This is a genomic window from Frankia tisae (assembly GCF_025403405.1).
Classification (GTDB): Bacteria; Actinomycetota; Actinomycetes; order Frankiales; family Frankiaceae; genus Frankia; species Frankia tisai.
Genome location: NZ_JANEZT010000165.1, coordinates 1 through 13,970, shown reverse-complemented (window position 1 = coordinate 13,970; position 13,970 = coordinate 1). Strand labels below are relative to the sequence as shown.

Genomic DNA, 13,970 nt, shown 5'->3' with positions numbered 1-13,970 from the left:
GTCCCACCCGCCCGTCCATGGGTTCGTCTCCCGTCCTGGCCAGTCCGCCCGCGGCAACGGTCCACCGGGGGCCGCACGCGGCCCATCGCAGGCCCGATGCGGGGGTGGGAGATGAGGTGGTCGGGCCCGTACCGGCGGATGACCGGCGGATGCAGACCCGGTGCGCGCGTTCGGTGCTGGTGCCCGGCATGCGGGCAGGGTCCGGGAGAGGACCTGTGCGTGCGGTGCCTGTGGTCCTCTCCCGGTGTGCCTCACCGCCCATGAAGACCCGCGCGGCGATCCGCCCATCGCAGTGGGTGATCGAGTGCGGGCGGGGCAGCCACCCTCGGCGGAATCCGACATCCCAGGAGGAGGATCCCGTCGACATCATCAGGTGTCCTCCTCGCCTCGGTAGCTGGGAAGCGGGCTGCGCGTCCGCCGGTGGACACATCACACCGTGCTGGGCGTATCCGGGACAGAGTGCAACAAGCTGTTGCGGCCGCACGCGAATGAGTTGCGCATGATCAGCGGGTTCCGTGCCCGCCGGAAACGGGAACACCGTGTCCGGCCGATGGCTACGCACCGTAATGTTCAGCTGGCCGCGCTGGGTCTCTCTCGCCGTGAGCGGAGAGGCTCAGGCCCAGCTCCGCTCACCTGTGGCGACACGGTTGAGGCCCCGACTGTGCACAACCACCCTATGAGAGTTTCGCGTAATTGGCATTGATCAAAGACGATCTGTTTTGTTAGCGGGGGAGAATTGGCTACCGGTGCCGCTGCTGTTGCGCACAGGCAGTGTATGTCAATTCGATGTGGTCGCCGGCAGATTCGGGCGTGGCCTGCGATTGGGTTGTAGTTCGAACGGTGTGATCCCGGCGAACCACCTCACCAGGACGTTGGCCGACCACGGTGCCTGCCCTCGACGCTGCTCCCGCCGGTCCCTGCCGCCGGTTTACGCCTCGGCGGAACCCTACCTCGAAATGACGGCCACCTCCGGGGCGCCGGACCGCCATCGCTGCAGTTCGGCGTCGTCAGAGTGATGGCCGAACGTCGTCCGGCTGTTTTCGCGCGCCGAACCCGCGGCTCACCAGGTCAGCACGAGCCGGCCGCGGGTGCCGCCCTTCTCCAGGATGCGGTGTGCTTCGGCGGCCTGCTCGGCCGGAATCGCCTTCGCCACCCGCAGGGTGACGGCGCCCTCCTCGACGAGCTGGCGCAGCCGGTCGAGTTTGGCCTGCTCGCGCGCATAGGTGCGCACCCACACGTTATGGATTGTGATGCCACGCTCGGTCTCGCCCTGGAACGGGCGGACGGCGGCGAACCCGCCGCCGTCACGGATCGCGCCGAGCAGGGCGTCGTTCTGGATCGAGCCGTCCGCCAGCCCGTCCACCCCGGCGGGCACCGCCGCCCGGATCCGCTGCGCGACGTCGTCGCCGCGGCGCACCACGAGGTCGGCGCCGAGCGCCCGGACGAGCTCGGTGTCGGCCTCGGAGGCGTCGGCGACGACGCGCAGCCCGTCGGCCTTGGCAAGCTGGACGGTGTAGCCGCCGAAGCAGCCTGCCGCCCCCGTCACTGCCAGCGTCTGGCCGGCGGTGAGACCCAGCAGGTCGAGCGCCAGCCGCGCGGTGAGCCCGTTCATCGGCAGCGTGGAGGCGACCACGTCGTCGACGCCCGCGGGGACCCGCGCGACGGACTCGGCGGGCACCACCACCTGCTCGGCGTAGCCGCCGTTCGACGCGGCGGGGATGACGATCGCCATCACGTGGTCGCCGATTGCGAGATCCGTCGACACCCCCTCGCCGATCTCGTCGAGGACGCCGGCGACATCCATTCCCGGCACGTACGGCGGCGCCCATTTGGACAGCCATTTCGCCCGGTTGCCGTTGCGGGTGAAGGTGTCCGTCGGGCTCACGGTGGCGGCGGCGGACCGGATCCGGACCTCGCCCGGGCCGGCATGCCGCTCAGGTACGTCCACAATGCGCAGGGCCTCCGGCCCACCGAACTCGACCACTCCCACGGCTCTCATGTCAGCCGACACTATCGCCGCAGATCCACGCGCGCGCGATCCACCGTGCGCCCCCAAACTCTTTCATCGATGCGATAAGCCGGGCCGGCCGGGTCAGAGGCCGTCCACCGGGCGGAAGACCGCGACGGTGAAGTCGCCGCCGGGCAGGTCGGCGAACTCCGCCCGCACCCGCAGCCCGCAGCGCACCTGCGCCGGGTCGACGCCGACGATCCGGGCGGGCAGGCGCAGGCCGGCCTGCTCGTCGAGTTCGACCAGAGCCACCACGTAGGGCAGGTCGTCGAGGTAGCCGGGCACGGTCGCCCGGTGCTGGACGATGAAGGAGTAGACGGTGCCGGTGCCGGCGACGTCGGCGAACCGGGTCGGCCCCGCGCACCGCCGGCAGCGTTCGAGCGGTGGTTGCAGCCACAGCCCGCAGTCCCCGCAGCGGCACATGGCGAGCCGACCCTCGGCCAGGGCCGCCCAGAAGGGAGCGGTCACCGCGTCCGGCACCGGCTGCGGCGGGAGGCTGAGCGGATCGGCCCCCACGCTGGGGCGCTCCTCGTGCGTCGTGGTCATGCCGCCGCCGTCCCGTAGACGAGAGCGCCGCCGAAGGGACCGGCCCCGGACGTGACCAGCGCCGTCTCGGCGCCGCTCACCTGCCGGTCCCCGGCCTCCCCGCGCAGTTGCAGGACCGCCTCGTAATGATGGTTCAGGCCGTGGATGTAACCCTCGGACAGCAGCCCGCCGTGCGGGTTGACGACGACGTCGCCGCCGTAGGTGGCCCGGCCGGCGCGGAAGTAGTCGCCCACCTCGCCCTTGGCGCAGAACCCGAAGTCCTCGAAGGTCGCCATCACGGTGAAGGTGAAGCAGTCGTACATGCAGGCGACGTCGATGTCGGCGGGTTGCAGCCCGGTGCGCGACCACAGCCGGGGTGCGGTGTCCCGGGAGTACATGCAGCTCAGGTCGTCCCACTGGTCGACCGAGCCGCCGAAGCGGTTGCTGTCGGCGGCGCCGAGGAGGTGGACGGGGCGGTGCGGCAGGTCCGCCGCCCGCTCGGCGCTGGTCACCACGATGGCTACCGCGCCGTCGATCTCGTAGCAGCAGTCGAACAGCCGGAACGGCTCGCTGATCCACCGGCTGTTCAGATAGTCGTCGAGGGTGATGGGGGAGCGGGCCACCGCGTGCGGGTTGCGCACCGCGTGGTCGCGTTCCTGCACCGCGATGGCGCCCAGGTCCGCCGCGGTGGACCCGTACTCGTACTGGTGGCGACGGCAGAACATCGCGAACCACTGGGGCGGCACGAGGTAGCCGTGCGGCCCCGCGAACTGCCCCTCGCCGTCGACCTCGATCCGTTCCAGCGCCCGGCCGTACCGGGTCTGCGAGCCGAGCACTCGGTAGACGACGACCACCTCCGCCTGGCCGGACAGGACCGCCGCGGCGGCACCTGCGACGGTCGAGGTGACGATGTTGCCGCCGCCCAGGACGCTCAGGCTCCACCCGAGATCGTCGACCCCGATGGCATGGGCGACCTGGCTCGGGCCGGCGCTGTCGCCCGTCGAGTAACAGGTGAAGCCGTCGACGTCCGCGGCGGTGAGCCCGCAGTCTGCGAGCGCCTCCCGCGCGGCCTGCGCGGCCATCGACAGCGTGGTGCGCCCCGAGGAGCGCACGAACGGCGACCGCCCGATCCCGACGACGGCCGCGCCCTCTAACGAACGACTCACTGTCCCTCCTCGCCGCGTTCCCACGTCTCGACGCAACGCCGACGCCGCTGCCTCGCCGCGAGTTTCTGACATTGGACTGCCAGAATCGTAGCCGCGCGCGCCGGTGGGGTCCAGCCCTGCTCCAGCCCTGGTACTGGCGCGGCGGCCTCAGATCTCCAGGCCCGGCCAGGTCAGGGTGACCGGGTGCGGGTGCGGAAGGTCGAGAATCTGGACGAGGTACTGCTGCCCGAAGTTGTTGGTGCGCAGCTCCTCGATCGTCTCCGGCGTCATCGCACCCGTCGCCCCGTACAGGTCGCTCAGCCGCTGCATGATCACGGCCAGCCGGTAGGACGCGTAGACGAGGTGGAAGTCCAGGTTCGCGGCGTCGCGGCCGACGAGTTCCTGCCATCGGCGCACGGTCTGCACCGGGCTGCCGATGCCCGGTAATCGCTCGACGCCGATCGACTCCGTGCTGCTGTAGTCCATGACCGTCCACCAGGCGAGGTCCGATTCGGCGCCGGCCAGGCACACCATGTCCCAGTCGAAGACCGCCGCCACGTCGAGCCCACGGAACATCAGGTTCGGCAGCCGGGAGTCGCCCCAGGCCAGGGCGGTGACGTGGGTGGGCGGGACGTGCGCGCGCAGCCACCGCTCGGCCGCGGTGATCACCGGATCGGTGCGCCCCCGCGCTACCCAGGACGCGACGTCGAACCAGTGCGCGAGATCCTGGCGCAGGCCGTCGGGGCCGAGGCGCGGACGGTCGAGGAACGCCACCTTCGCCGGATCGACCTGGTGCAGCCGGGCCATGACCTCGACCGCGTTGCGCCACAGCACGGCGCGATCGCTCGGGGCCAGGTCGTGCACCCAGCCGGTGGTGTGGAACGGCGGGGTGTCCCCGGGCACGCGACCCTCGACGCGTTCCATGACGAAGAAGGACTGGCCCAGGACGCTGGTGTCCGTCTCCATGCCGACGACCGCGGGGACCGGGATGCCCGGCTCGCGGCCCAGCACCCGGTACATCTCGGCGTGGACGGTGAGGTCGGCGTCCCTGTACAGGAAGTCGGGGGAGTTGACCCGCACGACGTAGCCCGCCGAGCGGGCCACCCCCGCCTCGGTCCAGCTCGTCTCGCACAGCAGCGTCTCGTTGGCCACCCCGCCGGTCCTGGGCAGCGTCACCGCGGTGACGCGCAGATCGGACCGGTGCGGCAGGGTCGCCGAAAACCAGGACTCTAGCGCCCGCCGCGTCTTTTCCGGATCGCGCTGGCGGTCCCGGGTCGGCAGCCCGGATTCGATGTAGCTGGCGTTCGTTACCTCCGGCAACGTGTCCTCCTCGCGGCGGGGACGAATACGTGTTCGGCGAGATTTCTCGCCGAACACCACAAAGGAGCCACCGTCGCCCGCGGATGTCGTGTCGGACCGGAACGCCCGCCAATCGGCTGGTCGCGGGAACGGTCATCACCTGCGCCGACCGGCGGGCGGCGGGATCGCGGCGGACCCGACGGCCGGCGATGATGCCGACGCACTGTATGGCAGTGAACTGTCAGAGTCAATGCCTGATCGTCCATGCGGGAGGGCTCGGCTTACCCGGCCCTGACCTCGGTAAAGGCCTTCCGGTTTGATCCCTTGCGCGGCCCGGTGTCGTCGTTCATAGTCGGGAGATCCCGAGTCCGATCCTCTCTCCAGCGCTGGCAGTCAGATGCCAGAAAATGACCGACGCCGAGTGGCGATCCGGCGCGCCTCCGCGGCTGGCCGGTGGTCCCCGTCGGGCCGCATTCGGGGAAACAGGAGGTGCGCCGCGATGCCGCAGACCGATTCCTCACCGCAGCCGTTCACGGTCCGCACGGATCAGGCCGTTCTCGACGATCTGGGCGACCGGTTGCGGCGCACCCGCTGGACCGAGCAGATTCCCGGAACAGGCTGGGAATACGGCACCGATCTGGCCTACCTGCGGGACCTGTGCGAATACTGGGCGGACGGTTTCGACTGGCGGGCCGCCGAGGCCCGGATCAATCGGTGGCCGCACGTTCTCACCACCGTCGACGGAACGCCCGTCCACGCCATTCACGCTCGGTCGCCACATCCCGGCGCCGTGCCGCTGCTGCTCATCCACGGCTGGCCCGGATCGGTCATCGAGTTCCTCGACGTCATCGACCGGTTGGTCGACCCGCCCGCCCACGGCGGCGACCCCGCCGAGGCGTTCCATGTCGTCTGCCCGTCCCTGCCGGGATACGGCTGGTCCGGGCCGACCCGCGAGGGTGGCTGGCACATCCGTCGGGCGGCCGACGCCCTCGTCGAGCTGATGGCCCGACTGGGCTATCAGCGCTTCGCCGCCCAGGGCGGCGACTGGGGTGGGATCGCCGCCAGCCTCCTCGGCGCGCACCATCCGGACCGGCTGCTGGCCATCCATCTCAACCTGGTCCTGGCGCCGCCGCCCGACGAGGCCACCATGGCGGCGCTGAGCGCCACCGAGCGCGCCGCGATGGACAGCGTTGCGCGCTTCACCCAGACCGAGACCGGCTATCAGGCCATCCAGGGCACCAAGCCGCAGACGCTTGCCCACGGCCTGGCCGACTCGCCCGCGGGCCTGGCCGGCTGGATCGTCGAGAAGTTCCGGGCCTGGAGCGACTGCGACGGCGACGTGGAGAAGGCGATCAGCCGCGACGATCTGCTCACCAATATCACCACCTACTGGGTGACCGGCACGATCGGCTCGTCGGTGCGCCTCTACCGCGAGTCGATGCGGGCCGGCCTGTTCGACGCCCCGGACCGGCCGGTCACCGTGCCGACGGGGGTCGCGGTCTACCCGAGGGAGATCTTCACGCCGCCCCGGCGCTGCGTCGAGGCGCACTACGACCTGCGGTACTGGCACGAACTGCCCCGCGGCGGCCACTTCGCCGCGCTGGAGCAACCGGAGCTGTTCGCCGAGGACGTCCGAGCGTTCTTCCGCTCACTGCGCGGCGGGGGCCATGAGATCGGCTAGCGTGGCGAACTCGGCGGTGACGTAGGACCCGAGGCTGCGCGACGGCGCGCCCTGCAGCCAGCGCTGCATCGCGCGCTGTTCGGCCAGGATCCCGATCGCGGCCAGCAGCTCGCAGCTCTCGTCGGGCTGCACGAGGCCGCGACGGGTGGCGACCGCCCGTGCGACGAGCGCCAGATTGCCCTGCTGGTTGTCGTGTTCCTTGCCGCGCAGCAGGAACGACGAGGCGACGGCGACGTGGTAAAGCCTGATCCGCTCCCGCAGGCGGGCCACGCCGGGCGCGAGCGTGACAAAGGCGGCCCGCATCGCCTGGAACTCGCTCAGCGACTCCGGCTGGGCCAGGTACACGCCGACGAAGGAACGGAAGTAGTCGTCCTCGCCGAAGAAGAGCACCGACTCCTTCGTCGCGAAGTAGCGGAAGAAGGTCCGGGGCGAGACGCCGGCGCGAGCGGCGACCTGCTCGGTGGAGGTGGACTCGTAGCCCTGCTCGGCGAACAGCTCCAGCGCGGCGTCGACAAGCGCTCGGCGAACCCGGGCCTTGTGCTCGGACCACGCGGCGGGGCGGGCCCGCACCGGCTGCGCGCCGTCGCGCACCGGCGTGCCGTCCACCGGGCCCCCCTCGTCTCCGACAGCTAGCGGGCCCGCAGGTCAGAGCGCTCGACGTAGACATGGCCCACGTCGCCGTCCCAGTCGCAGGACGCCCAGTTGACAGCGTACGCCCGGCCGGGGGAGGCAACGCCGTAGGGCAGGCCGCCGGCAAACGTGGTCCACAGCCCGGTTCGGGTGGTCGCGGTCAGCTCCAGGCGCCGATCCTGCCAGGCGAGGCCGAACGGCAGCACCTCGCCGCTGGCGACCAGCCCGTCGAGCCCGGGCACGTCGACCACCCGGGCATGCCTCAGCTCGCCGGCTTCGACGACGTAGCCACCCTCCAGCGTCACCGTTCCGTCGGTCGACCAGTAGCGGGACAGCCCGAAGGCGCGGCCGCTGCCCGGGAACAGGCAGCCGGCGATGACGTGCCCGCCCCAGCCGTTGACCGAGTCGTCCCCGCGCGGGCCCCGAGAATGGTCACGCCAGCCCGTGCCGTCGAAGGTGACCTCGCGCCGGCCCCAGCGCACCGTGCCGCGGGCCCGGTAGAGCTGCTCGTAGTGCTCCTTCGCCCACTGCTGCTGGTCCATGCCGCCGCGGCCGGTCGCCGCCGCGGCCGCGGAGTGCGCGTCCCACACGGGCGTCGCGCACTCGATGTCCAGGTCGAGCTGCAGACGGACCTTCTCGCCGTCGCGGATGAGGCCGGTGCGCATGCTCTCCTGCGGCGTGCGCAGGCAGAAGCCGTCGAAGGCGACCCGCCAGCGCTGGAACGGCTCCAGGCACTCGAAGCGCAGGTTGGCACCGGCCGGGCGGCGCGCCGGGTCGGTGCGGTGGTAGGCCCACATCGACAGCACGCCCTCGTCGTCCGGCAACGTGACGAGCGCGCGGTCCTCCCACAGCTCCCAGGCGTCGGCCACGGTGCCCAGGTGCAGCCACATGCCGATGTTGTGGGTCGGGTCGTAGGGGGTGAACAGGAGGTTCTCGGTCCAGGCCGGCACGGGCGGGCAGGACGCGACGACCTGCTCGCGCTCGGGCGGCAGACCGGCGGACAGATCCTCGACGCGGGGCTCGCCGCGCAGGGTGCTCATCGGGAACCTCGGGCGGAACTGCGGGGCGTCGGGGGAGGCGTGGAGGCCACGTCCGATCCTCTCTGTGGCACGGCGACTCCGCAAATTCTGGCACAGTACTGCCAGGTTTGGGTCGGACGCCCGCCACCGCCCGGGAATCGGACGCCCGCCACCGCCCGGGAAATGGCCCCGAGAGCCGGGCGCGACCCGAACCGCCGACCCGAACCGCCGACACGGCCCGTCACCGCTGACCGTCACCCGCACGCCCAATCCACCCTTCGATACGGCATGAAAATGGTCGCAGATAAGGTGATTTCTGGGCATTGAACTGATTTGGGAGGGCTGGTGGCAGTGGACCCGGATGCGGATGCGGATGGTGGGCTGGTGGAGGTCGGGTCGTGGTGGAGGTCGCTGGCCGAGGAGCATCCGTCGATCGATCTGAGGACGGACAGGCCGCATACGGCTCGGATCTACGACTACTTTCTGGGTGGGAAGGACAATTTTCCGGCTGACCGGGTGGCTGCGGAGCAGGCGAGTGCCGCCTTCCCGAATGCCTCGCTTGCGGCCCGGCAGAATCGTGCGTTCATGGTGCGGGCGATTCGCCACCTTGCCGGGGAGGCTGGGATCCGGCAGTTCCTCGACATCGGTACGGGCATTCCCACCAGCCCGAACGTGCATGAGATCGCCCAGGCCGTCGTCCCTGATGCGCGGGTCGTCTATGCCGACAACGATCCGATCGTCCTGGCCCACGCTCGCGCGCTGCTGGCCAGCACCCCTCAGGGGCGGACCGCCTATCTCGACGCCGATCTCCACGACCCGCAGAGCATCCTGGCCGCCCCGGAGCTGCGCGAGACCCTCGACCTGACCCGGCCCGTCGCGCTGTCGATGATCGCACTGTTCCATTTCGTCCCGGATACCGATGATCCGCACGGCATCATCGGTCGTCTCGTCGACGCGCTGCCGTCGGGCAGTTACCTGATCCTCACCAACGGCACCGCCGACTACAACCCGGCCGGGGACCAGCTCGTCGCCGCCTACGCCGCGCAGGGGATCACCGTGCGGCTACGCAGCCGCGCCGAGGTGGAGGGTCTGTTCGGTGGCCTGGAGCTGATCGATCCGGGCGTCGAGCTGGTCCACCGCTGGCGCCCGACCGGCCCCGACCCTGCCAACCTCACCGACGCCCAGGTCAGCGTCTACGGCGGCATTGCCAGGAAGCCATAGCCTCCCCGCAGGTCTTCACGCGGTGCCCGAGGCGATTCGTGGGACCGCGGACTACGAGCACCGGCCGTCGATGATGACCGACATCGGCAGGCGCGTCCGATCACGAACGCTCTCGGCGGCGCTGCGGGCACGCTTCGAGCTGGCCGTCGACCCGGCGGGCCTCGCACAGTCGATCACGATGGCCGAACGTTCGGTAGTCGCCGTGCCGACCGGGCATCCGCTGCTGACGACACGCCTGTTCCGGCTCGGGCTGGCGTTGGCGGCGCACGCCGAGCATGCCGGCGATCCCGCGGACGTCGAGATCACGCTGGTGCTCCGCGCGGGCGCGGTGGACCCTGCCCACCGTTGACGTCGGCCACGCGCTGCCGCGTCCCGCTGCTCGATCCCGGCCGGGGGCGAGCGGGAATGGCGGGTCCCCGGACGACCTTGTGGTGGCCGCCGACCAGCAGAACGCCGAACTGACTGGCGCCGGCGGGTTCACACCGGAGGGATCCGCGCGAGCCCTGGCCCTGGCTGTCGACAAGCTACGGGAGACCTATCGCGAATTTCCCGCGATGTGGATGCCGTTCACCGTGGATGCCGTTCACCCATGCCGGCCCCTGACGGACACGAGGGGCGCGCGAGAAGGGGGCGACGGACGGTGCACGCACCGCCTGGCGGATATCCACGAGAATTCACCCCAATTTGCGGGGGATCTCGTCACAATGCCGGAAGGTGTGCCCCGCCCGGTGATAGCACGGTGGTGGATGAGGCGTCGCCGGTACTTTCAACGACTGAGTACACGCCGAGTCGGTGATCGTGGGCGCCTTGGCTGGGCGGCGGCTGATGTGGTCAGGTGGGTCGGATCTCGATTTCCCACAGGTGGCGCGCGCAGACGATCGTCTCGCCGTCGAAGTCGCCTTCGTCGAGTTCGGAGGCCTGGTGGGGGCAGCCCGCCAGATGTCGCGGCACGTCGCCGAGCAGAAGCGCCGGACGGTACGGCCGTCGCGCAGGGAGGCGTTGCGGACTCGCCAACGGCCGTCGGAGCTACGCGTGGGCAGGCAGCAGGGCAGGCGGCAGGTGGCGCACAGCCAGGGCAGCGTCTGCGGCAGGGACGCCGCGACGTCGACCCCCGCCGGGGGATGCCACCACAGCGTCGGATGCCAGAACCACAGGTCGAGATGCAGCGAATGGTGCCAGGTGTCCAGGCCGGCCACCGCACGTTTCTGTGCTGGGTAGGCCAGGGGGGCTGCGCTCAGGCGAGGCAGTCCGGCGGCACCTCGGCCGCGCTGCACGGCTTGAACGCCGCGCCGACCGCGCGGGTGAGCAGGCCGTGCAGGGTCTGGCGCTCCTCGGCGCTGAGCGCCGCGAACAGTTCGTCCTCGATCAGGCCGAGGTGGCGCGATGCCAGGGCGAGCTCGTCGGCCCCCTTGGCGGAGAGTTCGACGATGTGGCGGCGGCGATCCGCCGGGTCGCGGCGGCGGGTGACCAGCTCGCGCTCCTCGAGCTCGTTGAGCAGCGCAACCACGTTGCTGGGGTCCAGGCTCAGCGCTTCTGCCAGCCCCTGCTGTCCGACGGGTCCCTGCTCGCGCAGCAGCTTCAGCACGATGACGTACCGCGGGCGCAGCACGCCGGGGGTGTTCTCGGCGGCGCGGCGCCCGACCCGGGCCAGGTAGTCGAGCAGCGGCACGAGCTGCAGGTCCACCCCGGTCGGCCGCTGCGTCATACAGAGATCGTAGCCCGCCCACGCATCAATTTGTGCAGCACAAATCATTGGTGATACAACATCTATCCATGAGCCACCTTCTACATCTCGACTCGTCCCTGCGGACCCAGGGGTCCCGCAGCCGCACGCTGTCCGCGTACTTCGCCCAGCAGTGGCGCGCCGCGCACCCTGGCGGCACCGTCACCTACCGCGACCTCGTGGCAGACGAGATCCCTCACCTCGACGAGACCGCCTACACCTCGCTGTTCGTCCCACCGGCGGATCGCACCCCGGAGCAGGTCGCCGCACGGGTGTACGGCGAGGCGCTCATCGACGAGCTGGTCGCCGCCGACACCGTCGTGATCGGGCTCCCGCTCTACAACTTCGGGCCGCCGAGCAGGTTCATGGCATGGCTCGACCGGGTCATCTCGCCCGACCGCACGATGGGAAGGCTCGGCGACAAGCGGTTCGTCTTCGTGATGGCGAGCGGCGGTGGCTACGGCCCCGGCACGCCGCGGCACGGCTGGGACCACCGCGAACCCTGGCTGCGCCACGCGTTCGAGCCGCTCGGCGTCACCGACCCCGCCTTCATCACCGTCGAGCTCACCCTCGCGAGGGAGTCCCCGGCGATGATCCCGCTCGACCTCGGTGCCGATGCCGACCGGAGCCTCGCCGACGGCATGCGCGCCATCGACACGCTCGCCGCCTGACCCGATCGGATCAACCGCAGACAGCTGAAAGGAGGATCCACCATGGCCGAATCACGAATGGCGGTCACGGGCGTAGCCATCAGCGCATCCTCGCCGATCGTCTCGGTGAAGCCGGTGGTGCTATCGGCACCGGACCGTGGCGACGACCTACGAGTGAGAGTGTCCGCGCCGACGACCGGGCGCGAACTGCCCATCATCGTCTTCTCGCACGGCTTTGGCTCGTCGTTGGACGGCTACGGCCCGCTGGCGGACTTCTGGGCTGCTCACGGCTTCGTGGTCATCCAACCCACGCATCTCGACTCAAGGACGCTGAACCTTCCTCCCGACGATCCCCGCACACCACGGATCTGGCGTTTCCGAGTCGAGGACATGAAGCGCATCCTCGACCATCTCGATCTCCTGGAGGCCGCCGTTCCCGGCCTGAGCGGGCGCCTCGATCGAAGCCGCATCGCCGCAGCCGGACACTCCTTCGGCGGCCAGACGGCTGGAATTCTGCTGGGCCTGCGCGTCCTCGATCCGGACGGCAGGGAGCCGGAGGGCAAGGGAGATGACCTGTCCGACGCGCGCATCAAAGCAGGCGTGCTACTCGCCACGGCCGGACGGGGCGGAGCGGACCTGACACCGTTCGCCGCCGAGCACTTCCCCTACCTGAACCCCAGCTTCGCGCAGATGACCACGCCGGCTCTCGTGGTCGCGGGGGACAGGGACCAGTCCGCCCTGTCCGTGCGGGGACCGGACTGGTCCGCCGACCCATACTTCCTGAGTCCGGGCAGCAAGAGCCTGCTGACCCTGTTCGGAGCGGAACACTCGCTTGGCGGAATCCCCGGCCACGAGGCCAGGGAAACGACGGACGACAACCCCGAACGAGTCGCCCTGATCCAGCGGCTCACGTCGGCTTACCTTCGCCATGCGCTCGACCTTGAGGATTCCAACTGGCCGGCGGCGTGCGAAGCTCTGTCGGCGAGTGGTAATCCACTGGGTCGAATCGAATCCAAGTGACGTGCCAAGGAAGGAATGGGCCTGGTTCCAGAACCACCGCACGATGCCGGTGCTGCCCGCCGGGGCCGTAGTAGACAGCCTCACCGAGCCGGATCAGTTGCTCGCCGACGTGTCGGAACTTGTCGAGTACAGGTACGCCGAGGGTACGGCTCCTGAGTTTTCGAGTACCGCCAGCCCGCTCGCTGACCGAGGCCTGGCCAAGCCTGCCGTCCGCGTGCGCCGACCACCGTTCTCCCCCTGCGGAACCGTCCGGAAGCCGACCCGGCGCGCTCTGCGTCCGGAGGGCCCATTCTCCGGCTGGTAGAACTTTCGACGAGCCGTAGAAGATCGGTTGGCTTGGTCAGCGCGGGTGACGGAGGGGGGTCCGGATGATCCAGGCAGGCGGAGTGATCGGCATGGTGCGTTGACCGTGGCAGGGGGGCTGGTGCTGGCGGCCGGCTCCACCGCCGCGCGGATCGTCGCCGGCCTGGCCGTCGCCGGGGTGCTGTGGGGCTGGGCGGCGGCCCAGTACCCGGACCTGGTGGTCGGGCACGCCACGGTCGCCTCGGCCGCGGCACCCGAAGCCACCCTGGTCGCCATGCTCATCGCGACCGGGCTCGGCATGGCCGTGATCGTGCTGTCGATGTTCGTGCTGTTCCGGCTGTTCTCCCGCCCCGACACCTCGGACGCCCACCACAGCTGACCGCCACGTCGCCTGTGCCGGGGACCGCACCGGCCGGTGGACGATCTCGCGGTGTGGCAGCGTCGTTGCATTCCGAGACGGCGAGGGCTATACAGGGATTAGCACTCGGTAAGGTCGAGTGCCAACCTCTGGCGCGACGGGTGCCTGGGCCCATGACTCGGCCCATCGTTTTCGTTGCTGGGCCCCGCTGGCGGCCGGCACTCCTCCCCGCAGGCTTGAGCCTCAGGAGGATTCACCCATATGCCGAAGATCATTGCCTTCGACGAGGAGGCACGGCGCGGCCTGGAGCGCGGCATGAACCAGCTGGCCGATGCGGTCAAGGTCACGCTCGGCCCGAAGGGTCGCAACGTCGTTCTGGAGAAGAAGT

The 13,970-nt window shown here is 70.4% G+C and carries 14 protein-coding genes; 6 read left to right on the top strand and 8 right to left on the bottom strand.

The window, feature by feature from the left end:
• Positions 1 to 1,060 precede the first annotated feature (1,060 nt).
• From NBZ85_RS16780 to NBZ85_RS16765, 4 genes are all read right to left on the bottom strand, one after another.
• Positions 1,061 to 1,999, bottom strand: a complete 939-nt coding sequence (locus tag NBZ85_RS16780; protein ID WP_261557612.1) for an NADP-dependent oxidoreductase — start codon at positions 1,997 to 1,999, stop codon at positions 1,061 to 1,063.
• Between the two features lie 93 nt (positions 2,000 to 2,092).
• A complete protein-coding gene (locus NBZ85_RS16775; protein WP_261557614.1) occupies positions 2,093 to 2,554 on the bottom strand; it encodes a Zn-ribbon domain-containing OB-fold protein in 462 nt (153 codons plus the stop codon).
• On the bottom strand, positions 2,551 to 3,699 hold the full coding sequence (locus tag NBZ85_RS16770) for a thiolase C-terminal domain-containing protein (protein WP_261557616.1): 1,149 nt from the start codon (positions 3,697 to 3,699) through the stop codon (positions 2,551 to 2,553). The genes NBZ85_RS16775 and NBZ85_RS16770 overlap by 4 nt, the downstream gene beginning before the upstream one ends.
• A gap of 147 nt (positions 3,700 to 3,846) precedes the next feature.
• Positions 3,847 to 4,998 (bottom strand): phosphotransferase family protein, encoded by a 1,152-nt coding sequence (locus tag NBZ85_RS16765; RefSeq protein ID WP_261557617.1) that lies wholly within the window; start codon positions 4,996 to 4,998, stop codon positions 3,847 to 3,849.
• A 478-nt stretch (positions 4,999 to 5,476) separates the two neighbouring features.
• Between NBZ85_RS16765 and NBZ85_RS16760 the strand changes: the two genes are divergently transcribed.
• On the top strand, positions 5,477 to 6,658 hold the full coding sequence (locus NBZ85_RS16760; RefSeq protein ID WP_261557618.1) for an epoxide hydrolase family protein: 1,182 nt from the start codon (positions 5,477 to 5,479) through the stop codon (positions 6,656 to 6,658).
• On the opposite strand, the gene NBZ85_RS16755 is transcribed toward NBZ85_RS16760, so the two are convergent.
• Positions 6,626 to 7,264, bottom strand: coding sequence for a TetR/AcrR family transcriptional regulator (locus NBZ85_RS16755; protein WP_205447082.1), 639 nt, complete (start codon positions 7,262 to 7,264; stop codon positions 6,626 to 6,628). The two genes, NBZ85_RS16760 and NBZ85_RS16755, sit on opposite strands and share 33 nt — an antisense overlap.
• Before the next feature lie 23 nt (positions 7,265 to 7,287).
• Entirely contained in the window at positions 7,288 to 8,328 is a 1,041-nt protein-coding gene (locus NBZ85_RS16750) for a DUF7064 domain-containing protein (protein ID WP_261562195.1), read from the bottom strand.
• Between the two features lie 324 nt (positions 8,329 to 8,652).
• On the opposite strand from NBZ85_RS16750, the gene NBZ85_RS16745 reads away from it, so the two are divergent.
• Both NBZ85_RS16745 and NBZ85_RS16740 read left to right on the top strand, forming a co-directional pair.
• Complete coding sequence (locus tag NBZ85_RS16745; protein ID WP_261562194.1) at positions 8,653 to 9,528, top strand: SAM-dependent methyltransferase; 876 nt, start codon at positions 8,653 to 8,655, stop codon at positions 9,526 to 9,528.
• A gap of 22 nt (positions 9,529 to 9,550) precedes the next feature.
• Positions 9,551 to 9,877 (top strand): hypothetical protein, encoded by a 327-nt coding sequence (locus NBZ85_RS16740; RefSeq protein WP_261557622.1) that lies wholly within the window; start codon positions 9,551 to 9,553, stop codon positions 9,875 to 9,877.
• 482 nt (positions 9,878 to 10,359) lie between these two features.
• On the opposite strand, the gene NBZ85_RS33200 is transcribed toward NBZ85_RS16740, so the two are convergent.
• Positions 10,360 to 10,479, bottom strand: a complete 120-nt coding sequence (locus NBZ85_RS33200) for a Rieske 2Fe-2S domain-containing protein (protein ID WP_368861396.1) — start codon at positions 10,477 to 10,479, stop codon at positions 10,360 to 10,362.
• 283 nt (positions 10,480 to 10,762) lie between these two features.
• Positions 10,763 to 11,233: a MarR family transcriptional regulator gene (locus NBZ85_RS16735; RefSeq protein WP_261557625.1), complete on the bottom strand. Its 471-nt coding sequence runs from the start codon at positions 11,231 to 11,233 to the stop codon at positions 10,763 to 10,765.
• 68 nt (positions 11,234 to 11,301) lie between these two features.
• Between NBZ85_RS16735 and NBZ85_RS16730 the strand changes: the two genes are divergently transcribed.
• The 3 genes from NBZ85_RS16730 to NBZ85_RS16720 all read left to right on the top strand — a co-directional run bounded on the left by NBZ85_RS16730 (position 11,302) and on the right by NBZ85_RS16720 (position 13,603).
• On the top strand, positions 11,302 to 11,922 hold the full coding sequence (locus NBZ85_RS16730) for an FMN-dependent NADH-azoreductase (protein WP_261557626.1): 621 nt from the start codon (positions 11,302 to 11,304) through the stop codon (positions 11,920 to 11,922).
• A 42-nt stretch (positions 11,923 to 11,964) separates the two neighbouring features.
• Positions 11,965 to 12,921, top strand: coding sequence for an alpha/beta hydrolase family protein (locus NBZ85_RS16725; protein WP_261557627.1), 957 nt, complete (start codon positions 11,965 to 11,967; stop codon positions 12,919 to 12,921).
• Positions 12,922 to 13,330: 409 nt separating this feature from the next.
• On the top strand, positions 13,331 to 13,603 hold the full coding sequence (locus tag NBZ85_RS16720; protein WP_261557631.1) for a cytochrome d ubiquinol oxidase subunit II: 273 nt from the start codon (positions 13,331 to 13,333) through the stop codon (positions 13,601 to 13,603).
• Positions 13,604 to 13,970: the final 367 nt, after the last annotated feature.

Excerpts from the sequence above, each read along its gene's own strand:
- NBZ85_RS16725 (WP_261557627.1), top strand. The coding sequence starts at position 11,965 with ATGGCCGAATCACGAATGGCGGTCACGGGCGTAGCCATCAGCGCATCC.
- NBZ85_RS16730 (WP_261557626.1), top strand. The coding sequence starts at position 11,302 with ATGAGCCACCTTCTACATCTCGACTCGTCCCTGCGGACCCAGGGGTCC.
- NBZ85_RS16760 (WP_261557618.1), top strand. The coding sequence starts at position 5,477 with ATGCCGCAGACCGATTCCTCACCGCAGCCGTTCACGGTCCGCACGGAT.
- NBZ85_RS16735 (WP_261557625.1), bottom strand. The coding sequence starts at position 11,233 with ATGACGCAGCGGCCGACCGGGGTGGACCTGCAGCTCGTGCCGCTGCTC.
- NBZ85_RS16775 (WP_261557614.1), bottom strand. The coding sequence starts at position 2,554 with ATGACCACGACGCACGAGGAGCGCCCCAGCGTGGGGGCCGATCCGCTC.
- NBZ85_RS16780 (WP_261557612.1), bottom strand. The coding sequence starts at position 1,999 with ATGAGAGCCGTGGGAGTGGTCGAGTTCGGTGGGCCGGAGGCCCTGCGC.
- NBZ85_RS16750 (WP_261562195.1), bottom strand. The coding sequence starts at position 8,328 with ATGAGCACCCTGCGCGGCGAGCCCCGCGTCGAGGATCTGTCCGCCGGT.